This is a genomic window from Saccharibacillus sacchari (assembly GCF_037722395.1).
Classification (GTDB): domain Bacteria; phylum Bacillota; class Bacilli; order Paenibacillales; family Paenibacillaceae; genus Saccharibacillus; species Saccharibacillus sacchari_A.
Genome location: NZ_JBBKAR010000001.1, coordinates 206,070 through 228,374 on the forward strand (window position 1 = coordinate 206,070; position 22,305 = coordinate 228,374).

At 53.8% G+C, this 22,305-nt stretch carries 20 protein-coding genes; 18 read left to right on the forward strand and 2 right to left on the reverse strand.

The genetic code is table 11. The features are described 5' to 3' along the window. The first annotated feature begins 239 nt into the window (after nucleotides 1–239). The gene (locus WKI47_RS01010; RefSeq protein ID WP_340225321.1) at nucleotides 240–935 is read left to right on the forward strand and encodes a YIP1 family protein; all 696 of its coding nucleotides are present in this window, start codon (nucleotides 240–242) and stop codon (nucleotides 933–935) included. Between the two features lie 85 nt (nucleotides 936–1,020). On the opposite strand, the gene WKI47_RS01015 is transcribed toward WKI47_RS01010, so the two are convergent. Beyond that, a complete protein-coding gene (locus WKI47_RS01015) occupies nucleotides 1,021–3,048 on the reverse strand; it encodes a beta-galactosidase (protein ID WP_340225322.1) in 2,028 nt (675 codons plus the stop codon). 124 nt (nucleotides 3,049–3,172) lie between these two features. Here WKI47_RS01015 and WKI47_RS01020 point away from each other — a divergent pair, with 124 nt between their 5' ends. The 6 genes from WKI47_RS01020 to WKI47_RS01045 all read left to right on the forward strand — a co-directional run bounded on the left by WKI47_RS01020 (nucleotide 3,173) and on the right by WKI47_RS01045 (nucleotide 8,138). Further along, on the forward strand, nucleotides 3,173–4,000 hold the full coding sequence (locus tag WKI47_RS01020; RefSeq protein WP_340225323.1) for an AraC family transcriptional regulator: 828 nt from the start codon (nucleotides 3,173–3,175) through the stop codon (nucleotides 3,998–4,000). An 81-nt stretch (nucleotides 4,001–4,081) separates the two neighbouring features. Beyond that, nucleotides 4,082–4,735, forward strand: coding sequence for an SGNH/GDSL hydrolase family protein (locus tag WKI47_RS01025; protein ID WP_340225324.1), 654 nt, complete (start codon nucleotides 4,082–4,084; stop codon nucleotides 4,733–4,735). A gap of 45 nt (nucleotides 4,736–4,780) precedes the next feature. Then, nucleotides 4,781–5,695 carry an SMP-30/gluconolactonase/LRE family protein gene (locus WKI47_RS01030; protein ID WP_340225325.1) on the forward strand — a complete coding sequence of 305 codons (915 nt, stop codon included), beginning with the start codon at nucleotides 4,781–4,783 and terminating at the stop codon, nucleotides 5,693–5,695. 281 nt (nucleotides 5,696–5,976) lie between these two features. Beyond that, on the forward strand, nucleotides 5,977–6,582 hold the full coding sequence (gene rsmD, locus WKI47_RS01035; RefSeq protein ID WP_340225326.1) for a 16S rRNA (guanine(966)-N(2))-methyltransferase RsmD: 606 nt from the start codon (nucleotides 5,977–5,979) through the stop codon (nucleotides 6,580–6,582). Further along, the gene (gene coaD / locus WKI47_RS01040; protein WP_340225327.1) at nucleotides 6,582–7,085 is read left to right on the forward strand and encodes a pantetheine-phosphate adenylyltransferase; all 504 of its coding nucleotides are present in this window, start codon (nucleotides 6,582–6,584) and stop codon (nucleotides 7,083–7,085) included. Before rsmD ends, coaD begins: the two co-directional genes overlap by 1 nt. A gap of 27 nt (nucleotides 7,086–7,112) precedes the next feature. Then, nucleotides 7,113–8,138, forward strand: a complete 1,026-nt coding sequence (locus tag WKI47_RS01045; protein ID WP_340225328.1) for a SepM family pheromone-processing serine protease — start codon at nucleotides 7,113–7,115, stop codon at nucleotides 8,136–8,138. A gap of 618 nt (nucleotides 8,139–8,756) precedes the next feature. On the opposite strand, the gene WKI47_RS01050 is transcribed toward WKI47_RS01045, so the two are convergent. Beyond that, nucleotides 8,757–10,037, reverse strand: a complete 1,281-nt coding sequence (locus WKI47_RS01050; protein ID WP_340225329.1) for a nucleotidyltransferase — start codon at nucleotides 10,035–10,037, stop codon at nucleotides 8,757–8,759. A gap of 339 nt (nucleotides 10,038–10,376) precedes the next feature. Between WKI47_RS01050 and WKI47_RS01055 the strand changes: the two genes are divergently transcribed. The 11 genes from WKI47_RS01055 to smc all read left to right on the forward strand — a co-directional run bounded on the left by WKI47_RS01055 (nucleotide 10,377) and on the right by smc (nucleotide 22,287). Beyond that, on the forward strand, nucleotides 10,377–10,886 hold the full coding sequence (locus tag WKI47_RS01055) for a DUF177 domain-containing protein (RefSeq protein ID WP_340225330.1): 510 nt from the start codon (nucleotides 10,377–10,379) through the stop codon (nucleotides 10,884–10,886). A gap of 68 nt (nucleotides 10,887–10,954) precedes the next feature. Then, on the forward strand, nucleotides 10,955–11,128 hold the full coding sequence (gene rpmF, locus WKI47_RS01060; protein WP_018975076.1) for a 50S ribosomal protein L32: 174 nt from the start codon (nucleotides 10,955–10,957) through the stop codon (nucleotides 11,126–11,128). Between the two features lie 545 nt (nucleotides 11,129–11,673). Beyond that, the gene (gene fapR / locus WKI47_RS01065) at nucleotides 11,674–12,246 is read left to right on the forward strand and encodes a transcription factor FapR (RefSeq protein ID WP_340225467.1); all 573 of its coding nucleotides are present in this window, start codon (nucleotides 11,674–11,676) and stop codon (nucleotides 12,244–12,246) included. Nucleotides 12,247–12,270: 24 nt separating this feature from the next. Next, the gene (gene plsX / locus WKI47_RS01070; RefSeq protein WP_425355415.1) at nucleotides 12,271–13,347 is read left to right on the forward strand and encodes a phosphate acyltransferase PlsX; all 1,077 of its coding nucleotides are present in this window, start codon (nucleotides 12,271–12,273) and stop codon (nucleotides 13,345–13,347) included. Next, the gene (locus WKI47_RS01075; protein WP_340225331.1) at nucleotides 13,347–14,336 is read left to right on the forward strand and encodes a beta-ketoacyl-ACP synthase III; all 990 of its coding nucleotides are present in this window, start codon (nucleotides 13,347–13,349) and stop codon (nucleotides 14,334–14,336) included. Before plsX ends, WKI47_RS01075 begins: the two co-directional genes overlap by 1 nt. Nucleotides 14,337–14,386: 50 nt before the next feature. Next, complete coding sequence (gene fabD / locus WKI47_RS01080) at nucleotides 14,387–15,322, forward strand: ACP S-malonyltransferase (protein ID WP_340225332.1); 936 nt, start codon at nucleotides 14,387–14,389, stop codon at nucleotides 15,320–15,322. Nucleotides 15,323–15,361: 39 nt separating this feature from the next. Further along, a complete protein-coding gene (gene fabG / locus WKI47_RS01085) occupies nucleotides 15,362–16,111 on the forward strand; it encodes a 3-oxoacyl-[acyl-carrier-protein] reductase (protein ID WP_340225333.1) in 750 nt (249 codons plus the stop codon). 110 nt (nucleotides 16,112–16,221) lie between these two features. Then, nucleotides 16,222–16,455 carry an acyl carrier protein gene (gene acpP, locus WKI47_RS01090; protein ID WP_037282458.1) on the forward strand — a complete coding sequence of 78 codons (234 nt, stop codon included), beginning with the start codon at nucleotides 16,222–16,224 and terminating at the stop codon, nucleotides 16,453–16,455. Nucleotides 16,456–16,575: 120 nt separating this feature from the next. Further along, on the forward strand, nucleotides 16,576–17,820 hold the full coding sequence (gene fabF, locus WKI47_RS01095; protein WP_340225334.1) for a beta-ketoacyl-ACP synthase II: 1,245 nt from the start codon (nucleotides 16,576–16,578) through the stop codon (nucleotides 17,818–17,820). A gap of 12 nt (nucleotides 17,821–17,832) precedes the next feature. After that, nucleotides 17,833–18,522 carry a ribonuclease III gene (rnc, locus tag WKI47_RS01100; RefSeq protein WP_340225335.1) on the forward strand — a complete coding sequence of 230 codons (690 nt, stop codon included), beginning with the start codon at nucleotides 17,833–17,835 and terminating at the stop codon, nucleotides 18,520–18,522. 195 nt (nucleotides 18,523–18,717) lie between these two features. After that, the gene (gene smc / locus WKI47_RS01105) at nucleotides 18,718–22,287 is read left to right on the forward strand and encodes a chromosome segregation protein SMC (protein WP_340225336.1); all 3,570 of its coding nucleotides are present in this window, start codon (nucleotides 18,718–18,720) and stop codon (nucleotides 22,285–22,287) included. Nucleotides 22,288–22,305: the final 18 nt, after the last annotated feature.

A 22,305-nucleotide genomic window follows, 5' to 3' on the forward strand; every position in this document is an offset into this window, starting at 1 on the left:
ATCTTTATCGAAAGTCACCTTGAACGTAACCTTTTCCTATAGTGAATCGTTTATGCGGTAAGGGCGAGTTCAATATCCGAATATAAAGCGGGATAAAGGGTTGCCAACCGTAGGAGTTATTATTACCGATGTTGTCGTGACTATCGCGCTGGTTTATGACGTGACATTCGGATTTTTCGGTCTCTGAAAAATAAAAACTCGCCTATACACCGATTAGACGACGAAAGGGTGAGCGAATGATGGATGAAAGATTAAATAAGCCGGAATTTTCCGGTACGCGAGACGGACGCTCTCCATGGCTGGAGCTATGGCTGCATCCGAGGCAGGTCACAAGATGGTTTTTGGACTCGGATGATCCGTTGAAAAATGCGTTATTGCTGATCGTGCTTTCTGGTGCGGTAGGTGGCTTCAGTACCGCCTCTGGGGCCAATTGGGGAGACGAGCTGTCGATGCCTGGTTTAATCATTAGGGCGGTTATAGTTGGAGCACTTGGCGGACTGCTCAGTTATTATCTGGGAGCGCACTTGTTGAAATGGGTAGGCGGCTGGTTTGGCGGAGAAGGAACGGCAGACGATATGCGAGTCGTAATCGGTCAAATTTCCGCTCGGGCAAACTTGATGATCGGAGCTTTGTTGATTCCGAAGTTGTTGATTGCCCGCTCGGAGTTATTCACGCTGGAGACCCCCAATTTGGATGCCAGTCCGCTGTTTGGGTTTATCTTTTGGGCGATCACGGCTATCGAGTTTGCATGGGGACTGTGGTTGTTTATCGTCTCTTTGCATTCAATCGGGGAAGCTCATAGGTTTTCAGCTTGGCATGCTTTTGGCGTGGAATTTGTTTTGGGATTATTTTTGGTCATTGCCGTGATTATCGTGGTTGCGATCATTCTATCGGCCTCCGGACCTCCGATTTGGTGGTTGTACGAGAATCGATAATGTAAAAAAACACAGCCCGCATGCCTATCATTAGGCACGCGGGCTGTGTCGATTTTGCCCAAGAATGTTTATGTTATTGCATGGCTTATTTTGCCGGGCTTAAGATCTGCACGTCACGTCCCGCGATTTGGGTCGATCCGCTCAGCGAGTCGCCGTTCAGGAGGTTGACGTAATTGCCGCCCAGCTCATAAGTCGAGACTTCAGCATTATGATTCATGACGAACAGGAACTCTTCGCCGTCTTTCACGCGTTGGGTCACTTCAACGCCTTCGGGAGTGTTCAGAAGGGGCTGGATGTCTTTATCCGCACACAGTTGCTCAAGCAGACCGTTCAAGAAAGTTTGTTCCGGATCGGAAGCCACATAATACGCTTGGCCTTTGCCGAACGAATGACGGGTCAATACCGGCATGCCTTTGTAGAAATCTTCGCCGTATTCGGCCAGCGTCTCGGCGCCTTCCGTATGCAGCAGATCGCACAGCATGCCGCATTCGTATTCGCCTTTCAAATTGCCGATTTCGCCGTTCACGACGATCTTGTTGCGCATATCCGGGAACAAGGCGTCGATTTCTTCGACCCAGATGCCCAGCAACTTGCGCAGCTCGCCGGGATATCCGCCTGTTTTGACCCTATCGGACTCGTCCACAATTCCGCTAAAGAACGTCGTCAGGAAGGTCCCGCCTTTTTCAACGAAGCTTTCCAGCTTATCCGCAAGACCCGGCTTCACCATGTAAAGGACAGGCGCCACGATGATATCGTAGTTCGAGAAGTCGGAATCGACGCTAACGATATCGGCCTGAACGTTACGGTCATAAAACGATTTATAATACTTATGGATCTGGTCTACATAGTTCAGCGCGACGGTCGGACCGCTGGATTTTTCGACAGCCCACCAGTTTTCCCAATCGAACAGGATGCCGACGCGCGAAGGCAGACGGGAGTCGAGCAGACGGTCGCCCAGCTCACCCAGCTCGCGGCCCAATTCGGACACTTCACGGAAAACGCGGGTATTTTCATGGCCCACATGTTCGATCACGGCACCGTGATACTTCTCGCAGGCACCCACGGAGCGGCGGAGCTGGAAAAACATAACCGTATCCGCACCGTGCGCGACCGCCTGATAGCTCCACAAGCGCATCACGCCCGGACGCTTGAGCGAGTTGTACGGCTGCCAGTTCTGTTGGCTCGGCGTTTGCTCCATCAGCATAAACGGATCGCCGTCTTTAAGCCCGCGCATCAGATCGTGTGCCATGGCGGTATAGCTGACCGGCGTTTGCAGCCCCGGGTAGTTGTCCCAGGAGACGATATCCATTTCTTTCGCCCATTTGAAGTAATCCAATTGCTTGAAAAAGCCCATCAGATTGGTCGTGACGACGGAATTCGGGACATGCTTTTTGATCTCTGCATGCTCCAGCTTGTAACACTCCAGCATGCTGTCGGAGTTGAAGCGTGCATAATCGAGCGAGATGCCCTGGAAAGTTGAATTGTTGTCGCCCCAGTGTTCGCTCAGGTTGTTCGGCACGACGATCTCGTCCCAATCATAGAACGTATGGCCCCAGAAGTTGGTGTTCCAAGCCCGGTTCAGTTGCTCGATCGTGCCGTAACGTTCGCGCAGCCAGACCCGGAAAGCCTTTTCGCAATTTTCGCAGTAACAGTCGCCGCCGTATTCGTTGGATACATGCCACACCAATACGGCTGGATGGTCCTTGTAACGCTCGGCCAATTTCGCTGCAATGTCTTTCGAAAATTTGCGGTAAGCAGGGCTGTTGGGACAAGAATTGTGACGACCTCCGAACTTGCGCTTGCGTCCGTCCGCATCGGTGCGCAGCACGTCCGGATAACGCTTGGCCATCCATGCCGGATGAGCTGCCGTGCTGGTTGCGAGGCAGACGTAAGTACCGTTTGCGTGCAAGCTGTCGATCAGTTCATCCAGCCACTCGAAATTGTAGGTTGTTTCGTCCGGTTGGTTTAATGCCCAGGCAAATACGTTTACCGTTGCGATGTCGATGCCCGCCAATTTGAACATGCGAAGATCTTCGCGATGTGTCTCCTGATCCCATTGCTCCGGATTGTAGTCGCCGCCGTAAAAAATTTTGGGAAGTTTGTTGCTAATCATTAAAAATCACCTCAACATATAAGAATAAGTCTATATTAATCCAACCTATAATATTATAAAATATAATAAAAAGGGATAAGGGTATAAGAAAAAAGAAATATTCGGTTCTGAAGGGGACATAGCGATGCATAGCGCGCACAGACGATATTTTACGGAGTTCAAAGACCAGCCATTGCCTTTGTATATGGAGAGCGTCGGCTACAATCCGGATCAAGAAGCCTTTGTTCGGCCGGACGGCTATAACTGTTACCATTGGCTGCAAACGGTCGGCGGTAAAGGCGAGTTTACCATGGGCGGCGCGAAGTACGTGATGGAAGGCGGCTCGGGAATTTTGCTGTTGCCGGGCGAAGCGCATGAATATCGACCGCTGGAGGGCAAATGGCAGACTTACTATATGACATTTGGCGGAGCGCAGGCAGGAGGGATTCTTGGAACATTGGGCTTGCCTGTTTCTTCTTATTATGGTTGGGACGAAACGGCAGAGCTTGGAGCTTTCGTGCCTGAATTGCTGAATATCATGAGCAGCGAGCGCGATATTTCAGGTCTTAGCGTATCGGTGGAGGTGTATCGTTTTCTGACTTTGCTTAAAAAAGAAGGTCGGGTCAATCGTCTTCCTTCGCTCTCGAACTCGGTCCGTCGCTTGACGCCCGTATTGGAGTTTCTGGATCGTTATTACGCGGACGCGGATATTGGGCTGGAGGATATGGCATACCGGGCCGATATCACGCCGCGCCATCTCAATACCTTGTTCAAACAGGCATTCGGCATGACGGCTTACGCATACCTCATTCTGCTGCGTCTGCGCAAATCGAAGGAAATGATGACACTGCATCCGCGCATGACGGTCAAAGAAGTATCCGGCTTGGTTGGTTTCCGCGATGCCAGTCACTTTGTCGCGACGTTCCGCAAGCAAGAAGGCGTCACGCCGGAACAATTTCGGTTGCTGCATTGATCGAGCAGGAATAGACGGCTCAAATCGCGAATTCCTGTTTCATTACACGCGAAGTTCGCGAATCGGGAGATGAACTTTTTTATGAAATTGAATACGAATGACAAATTGCTGCTGATCGGAGATTCGGTCACTGACGCGGGTCGCGCCTATCCGGTCGGTTATGGCAGCGGTCTCGGCAACGGTTATGCCGCGCTCGTGGATGCGCTGCTGCGTACCGGTTACCCGGAATTGAACAATCTTGTGCTGAACACGGGTGTCGGGGGTAATACCGTACGTGACTTGAAAAGCCGCTGGCAAACCGATGTGCTTGATCTGAAGCCGGATTGGCTGGCAATCATGATCGGCATCAACGACGTCTGGCGGCAATTCGATACGCCGGAAGCGGTGCGATCGTTTATCACGCTTGAGGAGTACGAGGCTACGCTGCGGGAACTGCTGGATGCCGTGCAATCGGGGATCAAAGGTCTTATTCTAATGACCCCTTATTACATGAGCGGACAGGAAGATCCGATGCGTTCGCTGATGGATCGGTACGGTGCCGTGATCAAGCGTCTGGCGGGCGACTACGGAGCGGAGCTGGTCGATACGCAGGCCGCATTCGACCGGATGGGACATCATATGATTCAGTCCTCCTTGTCGAACGGCTGGGATCATGTGCATCCGAATACGGCAGGCAGCATGGTACTGGCACGCGGACTGCTGCATGCGCTGGATTTTGAATGGGAACGACAATAAGACCGTCACGCACAAACCAAATTCCGATACGGAAGGAGCAATCTCATGCATGAATTGAACAATATCTATCTCGAACCGGTATCCGATTACCGCGCTACTTTAGGGGAAGGTCCATGCTGGCTGGAAGACAAACAGGCCTTGATGTGGGTGGATATCGAAGGCAAACAGCTACGTTTTTATTATCCGGGCCATGCACATGACGGGGGACGGGAAGAGGTCTACGAGCTGCCGGAACGTGCCGGAGCTGCGGTCGGCTATACGGAGCATAAGGTCGTATTGGCGCTGGAGAACGGTTTTGCCTACTACGATCTGAATACCCGTGAAACGACACCGATTCATGATCCGGAAAATCGGGAGGACAACCGCTTCAACGACGGCAAATGCGACGCGGCCGGACGCTTCTGGGCAGGTACGATGAGTCTGGTCGGCAAAGATAAGCAAGGCGGTTTCTACTGTTTGGAAAAAGATTTGTCGGTTAGACCCATTTTCGGCGACGTCTCGACGTCCAACGGTTTGGGCTGGAGCCCGGACGAAACCGTGATGTATTACATTGATACAGGCACCAAAAAAGTACAAGCGTTCGAGTTTGACGTGGAAACAGGAACGCTTGGAGCGGAGCGCACGGTCGTATCTTTTGAAAAGGAAGAAGGCTGGCCGGACGGCATGACGGTGGACGCCGACGGCAATCTGTGGATCGCTCACTACGGAGGTAGCCGTGTCAGTAAATGGGACCCGGTATCCGGCTTGAAGCTCGAAGAGATCATGCTTCCGGCTCAGAACGTGACCAGCTGCGCGTTTGGCGGAGCGGATTACCGGGATCTCTATATTACGACGGCGGCTGATGGAGTCTCGGACGAGGATCTGGCCAAGCTTCCGCTGACAGGCGCTTTGTTCGTTTGCCGTCCGGGTGCGCAAGGGCAGCCGATGCATGTGTTCCAACCGCAATCGATCTCCGAATAAGTGGAAAAGAAAGCTGCGCAGCTCCCGCGGGAGCTGCGCAGCTTTTTTTATCAGTGCAAACACCTTTTTTAGTGTGGCTGGCGTACGGTTCCAATCATTTTCCTCGCCGCCTCGTTATGATACGATAAGACAAGCTACTCGTACCGTGACCGATCATAAGGTTAGGTTACGCCCATCGAAACCGGATTAAAGCGTGCGTGTTTCCGATGAACGTAAGCCTTTGATTTGATGCGGTCAAGGTACTAAGGCACAGCATCAGTAGAAACGGGAGGACTTAACGAGTGAGAGTTGTAGCGGGAGAAGCCAAAGGAAGACCGCTTAAGGCCGTACCGGGCAATGGAACGCGTCCGACGACCGATAAAGTCAAAGAAGCTATTTTCAGCATGATCGGTCCCTTTTTCGATGGAGGGGTTGCGCTTGACCTGTTCGCCGGAACCGGAGGGTTGGCGATCGAGTCGCTGAGTCGCGGAGCGGAGCGTGCGATTTTCGTTGACGCGGACGCAAAAAGTATCGAAGTGATACGTGCGAATGTAAAAGCGACCGGATTTGAACAACAGGCCGAAGTATACCGAAACGATGCCGAGCGTGCGCTCAAAGTGCTGGCCAAGCGGGACACGGCGTTCGATCTGGTGTTCCTCGATCCGCCTTACCGGATGAAAAACGGCGATGAGCTGCTGCTTCGGATGGAGGCGTCCAATCTGTTGCAGCCGGGGGCTGTCATTGTGTTGGAATACGAATCTTCGTATGAATATCCGGAAGCTTTCGGTTCGTTTAACTTGAGACGCAAAGCGGTATATGGAGAAACGGCCGTTTCCATCTATGATTGGGAACCGCAAAAAGATGCGAAAGCGCAGGAAGCGGCCGCAGAGGAGGATTCGGAAGTCTGATGGAACAAAAGACGAAAATCGAACGCATCGCAGTCTATCCAGGCAGCTTTGATCCGGTGACGCTTGGGCATATGGATATTATTCATCGGGCCGCCAAGCAGTACGACCGACTGATTGTCGCCGTACTCAACAACTTGAGCAAAAAGCCGTTGTTCAGCGTCGAAGAACGCGCGGAACTGCTGCGTCAGGCGACGGCGGACCTGCCGAATGTCGAAGTGGACGTGTTCCGCGATTTGCTCGTCAACTATGTGGATCAGAAAAAAGCGCAGGTCGTCGTACGCGGCGTGCGTTCGGTAACGGACTTCGAATACGAGCTTCAGATTGCGACTACGAACCGGAAGCTGAACGAGAATGTGGAGACCATTTTTATGATGACCAATCCGATTTATTCCTATCTCAGCTCCAGCGTAGTGAAAGAAATTGCTCAATTCGACGGCGACGTGAGCGAATTGGTTACGCCTGAGGTTCGTGCGGCGCTGAAAGCCAAATTGCACGGGCAATGATTGCGATAAAGGAGATGACCGACCATTATGCTGCGTTCCAGACTGCCGCGGATACGGACTCTGGCTTATTTGCTGTGTCTTGCCTTGCTGGTCTATGTCGTGGTCTATATGCCGACGTCCTATACGATTGAACGACCGGGCAGCGCGGACGATGTTAAACCGATGGTTCGCGTAGCGGGTGCGGACCCGGACGAGCTGGGAACGTTCATGATGACGACAGTATCCGTGACCTATGCGAATCTGGCTTTGCTCGGCATGTCGTTATTCGACGACAATGCGGAGATCGGCGAGCGGAACAAGGATCAGGACGACGACGAATATCGCATTACGCAACAATACTATATGAATTCTTCCCAATCCTCGGCGATTGCGGCGGCGTATCGGGAAGCGAACGTTGCTTTCGACGTGGAGACGGAATATGTGTTTATTACGACTGTGCCTGACCAGGACCCGCAGCAAAAGGAGTTTGTGGCAGGAGACAAGATTACCGGCGTGGGCGGCAAGGATGTCGCGACGCTGGAGGATCTGCGCAAGCTGCTGGAAGGCCGTTCTGCGGGCGATGCGGTTGACGTATCGCTGGAACGCGGAGGCAAGCCGATCGAGCAAAGCGTGAAGCTGGTGGATATTCCGAACGGCGATGGAACAACCCGTTCCGGGTTTGGCGTATCGACGGGAGAAGTATTGCGCATTGACCCGGACAATCCGGCGGATGAGGTGGAATTCACGCAAACCCAGGTGGGCGGACCGTCGGCGGGGTTGATGTTTACGCTGGAAATCTACAATCAGCTGACGCCGGGCGATCTGACGCGGGGTTACCGGATTGCAGGCACGGGCACGATCAAATCCGACGGCACCGTAGGAGAGATCGGCGGCGTGCAGCATAAGATCGTGGCGGCTGAGCGAAAAGGGGCCGAAGTCTTTTTCGTGCCGGAAAGCAATTATGAAGTCGCGAAAAAGAAGCTGGACGAGACTGGCGGTCAGATGCAGCTCGTCCCGGTAAAAACGTTGGAAAATGCGTTAGATTATATTCAGACGCTGCCGGATAAACGGTAGAAATCGAACATAAGCAATAAAAGCGGGTATGCGTTTATTGTCCGCTTGGAGGATAGGCCGAGGGGCGTTGTATGCTTTGTGTTGGCGGCTTTCGATCTCTAGTTTATATTCCCATGTAGCTAACGGTTCCGGTAACTTGTCTTGAAGCAATTACAGGTTTGCGTTTCAGGCGGGCGTAACGCAACATAGTTATCGGTTAAGATAGTGATATGGAAATAAGTGCTCTAAGACACTTATTTCGTTAGATTTATTCCCGAATCTTTAAATAAATGCTAATCTACGCTTATTTAAGGAAAATACGCGTAAAAACGCATGAGGTGAAGAAATTAAGGGCATATCCGCACTTAATTTCTCCAAACCGCAAAATCCTACGCAAATAAGTGGATATCCGCATTTATTTTTCGAAATTTTAATCGAAAGGTATCCTGATCGGAGATTTTCGTACTCGGGTTTTCGTATTTGTTATTTGTTTATAGTCTGTACATGGCATATTCCTATCGAGAATTCAAAACGCTTGACGTCATGAACTATGCTTCCACATTTACGTACGAATTCTCGCCGGGGCGACGAGAGTTAGAATGCCGCTTAAACGATGATTGAATCGGCGCGAGCAGTCGATCACGTTTGGTCGTCTGTAAACGGACCGGCGCTGTCCGAATCGGAAAACATGATCGGCGGCGCGTAATAGTCGGCGTACATCTCCTTGATCTGCGGAGAAGGAAAAGCCGAGGCATGAACGGCGGAAGCCCGGATATCGAGGCGAAGCTGCGGATGGTCGAAATCCGCGGCTCGCACGACGACCGGAAGCTTGGCCGTTTTTTTCATGGTTTTGAGCAGGGTGCGGCCTTTCGGCGAGAAGCCGAGCACGCGGATGTACCGCGGGCCCTGGGCGAGGCTGTCGCGGCCGAACAAGGGGCCGCTATGGTTCAGCAGCGCGTGCGCCAGCAGCCGCTGAAGACGGGTGCGCGTGTAGCGCTTGGTTTTGATCGCGGCGAGCAGCGCCTCCACGCCCGGCACGGGTAGGCGCGGCAGCGCGGCGGCGATGCGGTGTTCCAGGCCCTCGACGGCTTCGGGGACGAGGGCAAGCTCTTCCGGCGCGCGCGTGATAAGCGCGGCGAACAGAGGCTGCGCCAGCGCCTCCCAGCCGGCCGTCAGCATGCGGCCGGCCTGCGCTTCGCGGCGCAGCACGCGCAGCGATCCCGCAGGGAGGTACGGGGCGGCCTCCTCCAGGCCGCCGGTTCCGCGTGCGAGCGCGGCGCGCACGGCGGTAGCGCTGGCGATCTGGCCGCCAGCGGGCAGGCCGGCATCGTGGTAGCCGGCCTGCTCGCGCCGCACGGCGAGCGGCGCCACGGTGCTGGCCAGGCGGCGCAGCGCCAGCACATAATGCAATCCGAGCGTATCGTTCGGATTGCCCAGCAGGGAGGCGGCTTCCGCGTTGCCGCCTCCCTGCCCGGAGGCCGCCTTCGCGTAGGCGGCCGGAAAGCTCAGGCCCTCGGCCAGGGCCTGGCGCAGCGCTGCTTGCATGACGGGCGACTCGCCGCCCTGCATGCGAGCAGCCAGCCGTTGTAGCGGCGCGACCTCGCCGCTCTCGCTGCCGAAGCAGATGCTGTCTACGACGCCTGTGGCGTCCAGCAGCGACACCGCGCCGAAGGCGAACCATTCCGCGGGCTGAAGCGCGTACAGGATCGGCAGCTCCAGTACCAGGTCGACGCCTGCCGCCAAAGCCATCTCTGCGCGAGCGCGCTTGGAGAGCAGCGCAGGCTCGCCCCGTTGCGTAAAAGGGCCGCTCATCACGGCAATCGAAGCTTCGGCTCCCGCCGCTTGAAGCGATCGTTCCAGATGCAATTGATGTCCGTTGTGAAACGGATTGTATTCAACGATCAATCCGACCGTTTTCATAGAAAGATCATCTCTTTTCTCTTAACAAGATGGAATTTATGTGGTAGAATAAATCTTCGTCCGGGACTTCCCGGAATATTTTTTTACGCTGCGAACAAAAGTGCTGACTATTGTGGTTTCGGACGACACGGTTTGTGCGCGGGTACGAGCTAAGTGGAAAGCCGTAACCAGCCTGCGCTTCTATTAGCTTACACGTGCGAAAGCTTCGGCGAAAGAGTGAAATTACTCTTCAAGCCGCGCCGCGCGCCGAAAAGGGCGTAAATGAAAAATACTTGACTGACTGTTGACAAAACAGAAGTTAAGTCGATATAATAACTTTGTTTGTTTGGAGTGATGAATATGCGTCTGCACTTGCGCAGAACGATTCAAAACGGCGAACCGGTTCAGTTGAGCGGCAATGTGCCGATTGAAGGAACGATCGAAGGTCGTACGGACGTGATTTCCGCTTCTCCTGTTTTGGCCGAACTGACGGCTTCGCCGTCGCTTGACGGAACGGTAGGCGTGAGCGGAACGCTTACGGGACATTTGGATATGGTTTGCTCACGTTGTCTGGAGACGGCTCATATCGAATTGGAACTTCCGTTCGAGGAACGGTTCAAGCAGCGTGAAGAAGATGAAGCGGACCTTGAAGACGACGAGGACATGATCCTCGCGGACGACGACGTGATCGAGCTGTCGCCTTATCTGGAAGAGTACGTGACGCTGGGCGTGCCAAGCGCGCCGCTGTGCAAAGAGGACTGCAAAGGACTCTGCCAGACTTGCGGGACCAATCTGAACGAGACGACCTGCAGCTGCGACAATACGGTAATCGACCCCCGGCTTGCCGGGCTCAAAGATTTCTTTAAGTAAGTTCGTAAGTGATCGGGTAACAACATCCGGCCTTCGGGCCGGTTGACTTGAATAAGGAGGTGTTAAACATGGCAGTACCTCAACGGAGAACGTCCAAAACGCGCCGCGACAAACGTCGTACGCATTTCAAGCTGGCGGTGCCGGGCATGGTGAAGTGCGAACAATGCGGAGAGCTCAAACTGGCTCACCACGTATGCAAAGTTTGCGGAACTTACAAGTCCAGAGAAGTTATTTCCCAATAATTCTCGAACGATGATCGCTTGTCGATCTTGAGAAAGTCTCGCCATTCGGCGAGGCTTTTTTTATTTCTTTCAAGGTGAATATAAAAGGGAACGAAGGCTCCCGACTTCGTTCCCTCTTTCCTTTTTTGGCGGAATGATTTATACTAGCGGTTAGTACCAGGTTCTAAAAGTCTTTGCGGCGGACCTACATAATAAGCGCACTCGATTGCGCGGCCTTCGCAAAGCTCTGATTCAAAGGGGAAGCGGCCCGGAAACGGGCGCATATAATCGGACTAAATACCTTGTCGACTCTTAATCAAAGGATTAGGTTTGGTCGAAACACACACGCTTTAGGTAAGAAATCTCGACCAAACCTAACCTTACCTCTAACGTTGACAAGGTATAAGTATCACGTCAACTCTTAACCTTACTTCTAAAGCCCACAAGGTAGAAGTACCTCGTCAACTCTCAACCACAGGTTAACGTTGACAACATACGCACATTATTCATCAGGCGCTTTACGGATCCGCAGACGCCCCGGGCGTCCGGCAAAGGAGGAGACCGGTATCGAACGTTTACCAAAACGTCAGCGCCAGCAGAGACTTGTCGAGCTGATCGACGAGAATCCGTTCGTGACCGACCGTGAACTGACACGCCGTCTTAAAGTCAGCATCCAAACGATTCGCCTCGACCGGATGGAGCTTGGAATTCCCGAGCTTCGCGAGCGAATGAAGCTGATGGCGGAACGGTCTTACGATCAAGTGCGGTCGCTGGCTGCGGAAGAAGTCATCGGCGACATTATAGATCTTCAGCTTGATCGAAGCGGCATTTCGATCTTTGAAATTCGTGACGAGCATGTATTCAGCCGTACGCAGATTGCGCGCGGACACCATATTTTTGCTCAGGCCAACTCCCTTGCGGTTGCGGTGATTAACGACGAGATCGCGCTGACAGCCTCGGCGGATCTGCGCTTCGTACGCCCGATCCATCTCGGCGAGAAGTGCATCGCCAAAGCCTACGTCCGAAGTAATCCGGGCAAGGCGGGAAGAGCCAAAGTCGAAGTGCTGTCCTACGTTGGCGAAGAAATGGTGTTTCAAGGAAACTTTATCATTTACCGGTCCGACGACAAGAACCGGTAATACGGTCAAAAGGAGGACGCGGAAATGATTATTGCAATAGACGCAATGGGCGGCGACCATGCACCGGACAGCGCAGCCGCCGGTGCATTGCAAGCGGCTGCCGAATGGAGCGATATCACGATCAAGCTGGTCGGCGATGAAGCGAAGCTGGCACCGTTAATCGGCGAAGGCAAACCCAATTTGCAAATCGTTCATGCCGGAGAAGTCATCTCCGGCGACGATGAGCCGGTTCGTGCGGTTCGCCGTAAAAAAGATGCTTCGATGGTCGTGGCGGGGCGAATGGTCAAGGAAGGCGAAGCCGACGCCATGATTTCGGCAGGCAACACCGGGGCTTTGATGACAACGGGACTGCTGGTCGTCGGCCGGATGCAAGGTGTGGAGCGCCCGGCGCTGGCACCGATGATTCCGACGCTCGACGAGAGCGGTCACGGTACGCTGGCACTCGATCTTGGAGCCAATATGGATGCCAAGCCCGAACATCTGGCGCAATATGCGTTGATGGGAAGCCTGTACCGCGAAAAAGTACATGGCATCAGCAACCCTCGCGTAGGCTTGCTCAATGTGGGCACGGAGCCGGGAAAAGGAAATGAGCTGACCAAAGCTGCTTTTCCGCTTATTTCCGAATTGCCTATAAACTTTGTAGGTAATGTCGAAGCCCGTGATATTTTGGATGGGGTGTGCGACGTGCTCGTGTGCGACGGCTTTGCAGGAAACATCTTGCTCAAAGCGCTCGAAGGCACGGCAGGAGCCGTATTCAAATTGTTGAAACAGGAATTAACTTCTTCGTTCAAAGCCAAGATCGGCGCGGCTCTTGTGATGCCTCAGCTTCGCGGCCTTAGATCGAAGATGGATTATAAAGAGCACGGCGGCGCGCCGCTGCTCGGTCTGAACGGGTTGGTCATCAAGGCGCATGGTTCGTCCGACGCCGAAGCTATTAAAAACGCGGTGCGGCAAGCGAAGCTGGCTTTGGAGAATCAGCTGGTTTCAAGCATCTCCAGCAGCATGCAAATTATGGTGCAGAAGTCCGACGAAACGGATGGACAAGACCTCACCTATGAACAAGAAAACGAGCAAATCAGCGGGAAGCGAGTGACGGATTAATGAAGAACTTACGGCCGGTCGGTGTGATCGGGGCGGGCAAGTACGTGCCGGAACGCATTTTGGATAACGCGGAGCTTGAAAAAATGGTCGAAACGAATGACGAGTGGATCGTCAGCCGTACCGGTATTCGCGAGCGTCATATCGCGGCACCGGAACAGGCGACATCCGATCTGGCTTATGAAGCTTCGATCAAAGCTCTGGCTTCGGCAGGCATCAAGCCCGAAGAACTGGATCTGATCATTGTAGCTACGATTACGCCGGATACTTCTTTCCCGTCGACAGCCTGCATTTTGCAGGATAAACTGGGCGCCAAAAAAGCAGCGGCATTCGATCTGAGCGCGGCATGTTCGGGCTTCGTGTACAGCTTGGCGGCGGCAACCGGATTTATCCAAAACGGGATGTACAACAATGCGCTCGTTATCGGTGCGGATACTTTGTCGCGCATTACCGATTACACCGACCGCAACACTTGCGTACTGTTCGGCGACGGAGCCGGCGCAGTCGTACTGGGTGAAGTTCCTCAAGGCCGAGGCTTCCAATCGTTCGACCTGGGAGCAGAAGGTGCAGGAGGCGACCAGCTCAAATTGCCTGCCGGAGGTTCGCGTTTGCCTGCTTCGGCGGGGACGGTTGATGCCAAGCAGCATTTCATTTACATGAATGGCCGCGACGTATTCAAGTTTGCTGTCCGCGTGATGGGAACAGCCACCGAAGAAGTGCTGCGCAAAGCGGAAATGACCAAAGACGATATCGATTTGTTCATTCCGCACCAAGCCAATATTCGCATTATTCAATCGGCAATGCAGCGTCTGAATCTGTCCGAAGACCGCGTGATGATCAACGTTGATAAATATGCCAATACGTCGGCAGCTTCTATTCCGCTGGCTTTGGTTGAAGCTTACGAAGAAGGACGGATCAAAGAAGGCGACCGCGTTGTTATGGTTGGCTTCGGCGGCGGCCTGACTTGGGGCGGAGCGGCATTGATCTGGTAATGGGATAAAGGGGCTTTACGAGACTCCAACGGAAACGAGGAATATTCACGATGGGCAAAATAGCATTTGTTTTCCCCGGACAGGGCGCGCAAAGCGTGGGCATGGCCCGCGATGCTTACGATACCCTGCCGGATGCCAAAGCGCTGTTTGATACGGCAGACCGTACGCTTGGCTTTGACCTGACCAAACTGGTTTTCGACGGACCGGTTGAAGAACTGAAGCAAACGGCGAATACGCAGCCTGCGTTGTTGACGGCAAGTCTGGCTTTGCTGCAAGCTGTTCAGGCCAAAGGAATCAAAGCCGACTATGCGGCAGGGCATAGCCTGGGCGAATACAGTGCTCTGGCAGCGGCTGGCGTGCTTTCTTTTGAGGATGCGGTCGCGATTGTGCGCGCTCGCGGTCAATTCATGGAAGCGGCCGTTCCGGGCGGACAAGGCGCGATGGCGGCTGTACTCGGCGCGGATCGCAGTAAGCTTGCCGAGCTTTGCGCCGAAATTTCGGCCGCAGGCACGGTCGTTGAACCCGCCAACCTTAACTGCCCGGGGCAGATTGTCGTATCGGGGTCGGCTGAAGGCGTGGAAGCGCTCAGCGCCCGCGTCAAAGAAATTGGTGCGAAGCGTGCGATCGCGCTGGAAGTTAGCGGTCCGTTCCATTCTTCCTTGATGAAAGAAGCGGCCGAAAAACTCGGAGAAAAGCTTGCGGATGTCACCTTGGGCGAAGGGATTCTTCCGGTTGTCGCGAATGTTACCGCACGTCCGGTCAGCGGAGCAGCAGCGGTGCGGGAATCGTTGATCAGCCAGGTTTATTCTCCTGTTCTATGGGAAGATAGCGTGCAATGGTTGATTGGCGAAGGTGTAGATACTTTTGTTGAGATTGGACCGGGCAGCGTATTGGCAGGACTGATCAAGAAAATCGACAAATCCGTACAGGTGTTCAGCGTGAACAGTCTGGAAGCTGCGGATGGCTTGGCCGAGGCGCTGGCTTAAGCGGCGCGACAACGACCAAACAGGAGGTTAACATTGAATATGGAACAGCCAATCAAAGGACAAAATGCACTGGTTACAGGAGCTTCGCGCGGAATCGGTCGGGCGATTGCGCTTGAACTGGGACGTCGCGGGGCGAATGTAGCGATCAATTATGCGGGGAACGAAGCTTCTGCGCTGGAAGTGGTGCGGGAGCTTGAAGCACTTGGTGTAAAAGCCGCGGCATTCAAAGCAAACGTAGGCAAAAGCGCGGAAGCGGAAGAACTGGTCAAAGCGGTAGCTGCCGAGTTTGGAAGCGTGGATATCCTGATCAATAATGCAGGAATCACTCGCGATAACCTGGTGATGCGCATGAAAGAAGAAGAATTCGATGACGTGATCGAGACGAACCTCAAAGGCGTATTCAACTGCATCAAGGCGGTAACGCGCCCGATGATGAAGCAGCGCTCGGGTAAAATCGTCAATATTTCTTCGGTTGTCGGTGCGATCGGCAATGCCGGTCAAGTCAATTACACAGCGGCAAAAGCAGGCGTAATCGGCATGACCAAGTCTTGCGCAAGAGAATTCAGCAGCCGCGGTATCACCGTGAACTGTGTGGCTCCGGGCTTTATCGATACCGATATGACGGATGTGTTGTCCGAAGAAATCAAAACGGGACTGCTCGCGGGAATTCCGCTGAATCGTCTCGGCCGTCCGGAGGAAGTCGCGACGGCCGTTGCTTTCCTTGTTTCGCCCGACGCTTCGTATATGACAGGACAAGTCCTGCATGTCGACGGCGGCATGTATATGTAAACCATAGATGGAAATGGGATTACAAACGTTTGTTTGCAACCCCAGTCCGTAAACAGTGGCATTTTGGCGAAGCTTCTCGTATAATACCATTTGAAGAGGAGGTGAATCGGATGTCTGATGTGATGGAGCGCGTAACTCGCATCGTCGTGGACCGCCTGGGTGCCGACGAAGCGGAAGTTACGCCTACAGCTTCTTTCAAAGAAGATCTCGGAGCGGACTCGCTCGACGTGGTCGAATTGGTAATGGAGCTTGAAGACGAGTTCGACTTGGAGATCTCTGACGAAGACGCAGAGAAAATCACGACCGTAGGTGACGTTGTAAGCTACATACAATCGCATACCTAAGGACGTTTAAGGGTCCCGCACCGTGCTTTTTACGAAGCCGGCTCGGGACTTCTCCTTCATTATGGAACAATAATAAGACTTCCCGTTAAGCGGGAACTCGCAAATATAGAGGTGGCCCATATGGAGCAGCAGCATAGAGTAGTCGTTACCGGTATGGGAGTCGTGACTTCCCTCGGCAAGGACGTGGAAACGTTTTGGAACAGTTTGCTCGCAGGCAAGTCGGGGATCTCGAAAATCGAGAGCTTTGACGTCAGCGAGTATCCGACGCAGATTGCCGCGGAGATTCACGACTTCAATCCCGAAGACTATGTAGAACGCAAGGAAGCGCGCAAGATGGACCGCTATGTGCAGTTCGCTTACGCAGCCTCCACGCAAGCCCTTCAAGACAGCGGATTGAAGATTGGCGAGTCGGTTGAAGCGGAACGGATCGGCGTCATTGTCGGTTCCGGTATCGGTGGTCTGGGAACTTGGGAAGACCAATTCACGATATTGATGCAAAAAGGACCGAAGCGGGTCAGCCCGTTCTTTATTCCCATGATGATCGCGAACATGGGCTCGGGTGACGTATCGATCAAGCTGGGTGCCAAAGGTCCAAACACATCGGTCGTAACCGCTTGTGCCACGGGTACGCACTCGATTGGCGATTCATTCAAGCTTATTGCACGCGGCGATGCCGATGCAATGATCTGCGGCGGCGCGGAAGCAACCATTCGCCCGACAGGGTTGGCTGGATTCTGCGCAATGCGGGCGATGTCCACGCGCAATGACGATCCAACCCAAGCAAGCCGTCCGTTCGACAAAGACCGCGACGGATTTGTAATGGGCGAAGGTGCAGGCGTATTCGTATTGGAATCGTTGGAACATGCTCAAGCTCGCGGCGCGCATATCTATGCGGAAGTGGTGGGTTACGGTCTTAGCGCGGATGCGCATCACATGACCGATCCCGATCCGGACGGCGCGGCCCGCTGCATGAAGATGGCCTTGAAGAGCGCCGGACTTCAACCGGAAGATCTGGATTATATCAATGCGCATGGTACATCCACACCAGCAGGCGATCTATCGGAAACGAAAGCAGTCAAGATGGCACTGGGCGAGCACGCAAGTAAAATCGCGGTCAGCTCTACCAAGTCGATGACCGGGCATTTGCTCGGCGCGGCCGGTGGCGTGGAAGCCGTAATCTGCGCCCTGTCTCTGGAAAACCAGATCATGGCACCGACAATCAATATTGAAAATCAGGACGAAGCGTGCGATCTTGACTACGTGCCAAACGTAGCTCGCAAAGCAAACTTGAACGTGGTCATGTCGAACTCGTTCGGGTTCGGTGGCCACAACGCTTCAGTCATTCTTAAAAAATTCGAAGCGTAAGGAGCCGGAACGTTGAGCGGAGATCTGAAACAACTGCAGCACAAACTAGGGGTCCAGTTTGCGGATAAGCCTCTGCTTAAACAGGCTTTCACGCATGCGTCGTATGTCAATGAACACCGGTTCAGTCAGCATCATGATAATGAGCGGCTCGAATTTTTGGGCGACGCGGTCCTAGAGCTGACGGTATCGGAATTTCTCTACAATCGTTTCCCTGGCCGTCCCGAAGGGGAGTTGACCAAGCTGCGCGCGGCTATCGTTTGTGAGCCTTCACTGGTCAAGTTTGCGGAGGCGCTGAATTTCGGCGCCTACGTACTGCTCGGCAAAGGGGAGGAGCTGACAGGCGGGCGCAGTCGTCCTGCGCTGCTTGCAGACGTGTTTGAATCGTTTGTAGGCGCGTTGTATCTCGACCAGGGGCTTGAATCGGTTCGGGGGTTCCTGGACCGTAATGTATTCCCGCAGGTTGCCTGGGATGGCAAACTGCAAATGAGCGACTTCAAGACCGAACTTCAGGAATTGACCCAACACCATAATCTCGGCGTGCTTGAATATCGGATCGTGGAAGAACGCGGACCGGCGCACGAGCGGGAATTTGTGTCCGAAGTCTATATGGGCGAACGCAGCCTGGGCCGAGGAAATGGACGTTCCAAGAAGGAAGCCGAGCAGCAAGCTGCGGCCGCGGCGCTGGAGACGCTTAAACTGTAGAGCCTATCATACAAGTGAAGAGCAAAGAGCGGCCGCAAGCGTTATGTCGGAATCGTCCGAATCAGCCTATGCCGCTTTTTGCTCTTTTGCGTTGTAAAACATTGCTTCGCTTGAATCAGGGCACATCTAATCGAAGCAAGCCAGCTAAGAAAGCCAGCCTGTCATCAACACTAGAAAGGGAGGTGAGCGCAGGTCATGTATCTGAAAAGGATCGAACTCGCCGGATTCAAATCGTTCGCCGACAAAACCGAAATGGAATTCGTCCGCGGCATTACCGCGGTCGTTGGTCCTAACGGCAGCGGCAAAAGCAATATCTCTGACGGTATTCGTTGGGTACTGGGCGAACAGAGTGCGAAAAGTCTGCGTGGCGGGAAGATGGAAGATATCATTTTTGCCGGAAGCGATGCACGTAAAGCCGTCAACTACGGTGAAGTATCGCTGACGCTCGATAATGCGGACCATGTGTTGGCACTGGATTTTTCCGAAGTGACCGTGACAAGACGCGTTCATCGCAGCGGAGACAGCGAGTATCTGATCAACCGTCAACCTTGTCGTTTGAAAGATATCACGGAGCTGTTTATGGACACGGGGATCGGCAAGGAAGCCTACTCGATCATTGGGCAAGGTCGGATCGAAGAAATTCTGAGTACCCGTTCGGAAGATCGCCGCGGTATTTTTGAAGAAGCATCGGGGATCGTTAAATATAAATCGCGTAAAAAAGAAGCGAACCGCAAACTGGCCGATACGGAGCAAAATCTGCTGCGGATTCACGACCTGGTCACGGAGCTGGAAGATCAGATCGGCCCGCTGAAAGCGCAAGCCGAGAAAGCACGCCGTTATAAAGAATTAAAGGAAGAACTGAAAGACAAAGAAATTTCGTTGTTCGTATACCAAATCGGCGAGATTCATGAGGCTTGGACAGCCGCGTCGGAAAAGTTGGCGGAGCTTGAACGGCAGCGTGAGCGACTGGCCGCTATCGTGGATGAGCATGATCGGACGCTTGAAAGCGACCGTCAGGCTCTTCGCGCGGTAGAGCATGAAATCGAAGAACTTCAGGGACGTCTTCTTCGCTACAGCGAATTGTCCGAAAAGTCCGAGGGCTATGCTCAACTGTTGGAAGAGCGCCGCCGCAATCTGGAGCAATCGCGCGAGCAGCTGAAAGAAGCGATCGAGAACGAAGGCGAACGTTTTGATCAGCGTAAGCAGGAAAGCTTGTTTGTACAAAATAAGCTGGATGCGGCACGGCTGGAACTTAGCCATTTGCAGACCGAACTGTCGGCCGAGCAAGCCAAGTTGACGGGTGTGACGGAAGGGATCAGCCATGAGCAGGAAGAAACGCTAAAAGGCGAATTGCTTGAGCTGATGAACAAAATGGCGCAGACCCGCAACGAAATCCGGTATGCCGATCAGCAAAAGGAAGGCGTTATGCGGCGAATGAACCGCGTAGACGAAGAATCGGGACGTTGGGAAGCCGAGAAGAAACGTCTGGAACACGAGCATGCGGAGCGTAAAGCCGCATTGGATCAGGCTTCCGAAGATATCGCGACGTTGCGCCGCTCCTATATCGAAGAAAGCGAGAAACTGCACACGCTGCAAAAAACGGCGTCCGACAGCTCGGCTTCGGCCCGGAAGTGGGAACAAAAGCGCGAAGCGCTCGTTTCCAGACGCGATACGATGCAGGAGATGCAGGAAGACTTCGAAGGCTTTATGGTCGGTGTCAAAGAAGTGCTGAAAGCATCAAGGAACCGTCAGCTTGAAGGCGTGCATGGCGCGGTTGCAGAATTGATTACGGTACCGCAAAAGGTAGAGACGGCGATCGAAACGGCGCTGGGGGCTTCGCTTCAACACGTCGTCATGGAAAACGAAGCCGTATCGCGTAAAGCGATCGGATATTTGAAGCAGCGGCAGTTGGGTCGCGCGACATTCCTGCCGTTGGACGTCATTCGGCCCCGTCATATGTCCGAGAGCGATAAACGTGCCGCATCCAGCGCTCAAGGTTTTGTGGGCATCGGTGCCGAACTGGTGCAAGCGGACGAACGCTATGCGGATATCGTCGGCAGTTTGCTTGGCGGTTTGGTCGTCGCGGAAACGTTGGAGGATGCGAACGGCATCGCTTCGCGTTTGAACTATCGTTACCGCGTCGTGACGCTGGAAGGCGACGTGGTCAATGCCGGCGGGTCGATGACCGGCGGCAGTCAGAATCGGCGCGGCGGCAGTTTGCTGGGTCGTAAGCGTGCTTTGGAACAGCTGGAGCACGAAATCAAGGAAAGCGAACGCGAGATTGCACGTCTTTCGCGTGAAGAACGCGAAAACGGCGAATTGGCTGTTGCGAGCGAGCAGCGGTTGACGGAGCTTCGCGAGCGCGGCGACTCCTTGCGTGCCGAGCAGCAGCAGTTGGACGGCGAGTTGAAGCAGACAGAGCATGGTTTGCGTCACGTTAACGAGCAATTTGCGCTGCACGGCGAAGAACGCTCCGGGTATAACGAAGAGCTGGAAAGTGCCGGAGAGAGTCGGAAAAAGGCGGAAGAAAAGCTTAAAGAGCTGGAAGCCGAAGAAGCCGCGACCAGACAAGCGATCGGAGCGGCGGAGTTTGCGCGCAAAGCAAGCGAATCGGCCAAAGAAGAGCTTCAGGACCATCTGACCGAACTTCGCGTGCGCGAAAGCCGCCTTGTTCAGGAGACCGCTTCGCTTGAAGAACGGCTGAGCCGTCTGGGCGAAGAAACCGGAACGGTGTCCAACCAGTTGGCTGATCGACGGAAGATGCTGCGCGGTGCGGAAGCGGAGCTCGCGGCGAATCGGAAAGACGCGGAAAATCACGTACGCGAACTTCAGGAAGCCAAGGATCTGAAAAGCGTGACGCAGGAACGTCTCGAAGAAAAGCGCGGAGAACGTGCGGAACGCCAGCGCAAGCTGGAAGAACGCGAAGGCGAGACCCACAAGCAGCGCAGCGAGTTGAAAACGGTCGAGGACAATATCCGGCATACCGAAATTCAGGCGACCCGTCTGGATGTGGAGTTGGAGAATACGCTGCAAAAGCTTACCGAGGAATACGGAATCGGCTATGAATTGGCGCAGCAGCGTTACGAGTTGCCGGAAGATCCGGAAGCAGCCCGTCTTGATGTTCGCGAAATAAAGCGCAAGATTACTTTGCTCGGCGAAGTGAATCTGGGCGCTATCGAAGAATACGATCGCGTCAGCGAACGTTATACCTTCCTGGACGAGCAGAAAAACGACCTGATGGAAGCCAAGGCCAAGCTGTATCTGGTCATTCGCGAGATGGATGAAGAGATGTCCAAGCGCTTCAAAACGACGTTCGATGCGATTCGACGGCAGTTCGGAACGGTCTTTTCCAAGCTGTTCGGCGGCGGTCGCGCAGATCTGGTGTTGATCGATCCGGAGAATCTGCTGGAGACCGGAATCGATATCGTCGCCCAGCCTCCGGGGAAAAAGTTGCAAAACCTGCAACTGCTTTCCGGCGGCGAGCGCGCGTTGACCGCGATGGCTTTGCTGTTTGCCATTTTGCATGTGAAGCCTGTTCCGTTCTGCGTGCTGGATGAAGTGGAAGCGGCGCTGGACGAGGCGAATGTCGTTCGGTTTGCCCAGTATCTGCGCGAATTCGCGGAACAGACGCAATTCATCGTCGTCACGCACCGCAAAGGAACGATGGAAGAAGCGGATGTGCTGTACGGGGTTACGATGGAAGAAGGCGGCGTATCCAAGTTGGTATCGGTACGTTTGGAAGATGAAGAAATCGGAATCGCGTAACGCTTTATATATGATCGG

Excerpts from the sequence above, each read along its gene's own strand:
- WKI47_RS01010 (WP_340225321.1), top strand. The coding sequence starts at position 240 with ATGGATGAAAGATTAAATAAGCCGGAATTTTCCGGTACGCGAGACGGA.
- WKI47_RS01015 (WP_340225322.1), bottom strand. The coding sequence starts at position 3,048 with ATGATTAGCAACAAACTTCCCAAAATTTTTTACGGCGGCGACTACAAT.
- WKI47_RS01020 (WP_340225323.1), top strand. The coding sequence starts at position 3,173 with ATGCATAGCGCGCACAGACGATATTTTACGGAGTTCAAAGACCAGCCA.
- WKI47_RS01025 (WP_340225324.1), top strand. The coding sequence starts at position 4,082 with ATGAAATTGAATACGAATGACAAATTGCTGCTGATCGGAGATTCGGTC.
- WKI47_RS01030 (WP_340225325.1), top strand. The coding sequence starts at position 4,781 with ATGCATGAATTGAACAATATCTATCTCGAACCGGTATCCGATTACCGC.
- coaD (WP_340225327.1), top strand. The coding sequence starts at position 6,582 with ATGGAACAAAAGACGAAAATCGAACGCATCGCAGTCTATCCAGGCAGC.
- WKI47_RS01045 (WP_340225328.1), top strand. The coding sequence starts at position 7,113 with ATGCTGCGTTCCAGACTGCCGCGGATACGGACTCTGGCTTATTTGCTG.
- WKI47_RS01050 (WP_340225329.1), bottom strand. The coding sequence starts at position 10,037 with ATGAAAACGGTCGGATTGATCGTTGAATACAATCCGTTTCACAACGGA.
- WKI47_RS01055 (WP_340225330.1), top strand. The coding sequence starts at position 10,377 with ATGCGTCTGCACTTGCGCAGAACGATTCAAAACGGCGAACCGGTTCAG.
- rpmF (WP_018975076.1), top strand. The coding sequence starts at position 10,955 with ATGGCAGTACCTCAACGGAGAACGTCCAAAACGCGCCGCGACAAACGT.
- plsX (WP_425355415.1), top strand. The coding sequence starts at position 12,271 with ATGATTATTGCAATAGACGCAATGGGCGGCGACCATGCACCGGACAGC.
- WKI47_RS01075 (WP_340225331.1), top strand. The coding sequence starts at position 13,347 with ATGAAGAACTTACGGCCGGTCGGTGTGATCGGGGCGGGCAAGTACGTG.
- fabD (WP_340225332.1), top strand. The coding sequence starts at position 14,387 with ATGGGCAAAATAGCATTTGTTTTCCCCGGACAGGGCGCGCAAAGCGTG.
- fabG (WP_340225333.1), top strand. The coding sequence starts at position 15,362 with ATGGAACAGCCAATCAAAGGACAAAATGCACTGGTTACAGGAGCTTCG.
- acpP (WP_037282458.1), top strand. The coding sequence starts at position 16,222 with ATGTCTGATGTGATGGAGCGCGTAACTCGCATCGTCGTGGACCGCCTG.
- fabF (WP_340225334.1), top strand. The coding sequence starts at position 16,576 with ATGGAGCAGCAGCATAGAGTAGTCGTTACCGGTATGGGAGTCGTGACT.
- smc (WP_340225336.1), top strand. The coding sequence starts at position 18,718 with ATGTATCTGAAAAGGATCGAACTCGCCGGATTCAAATCGTTCGCCGAC.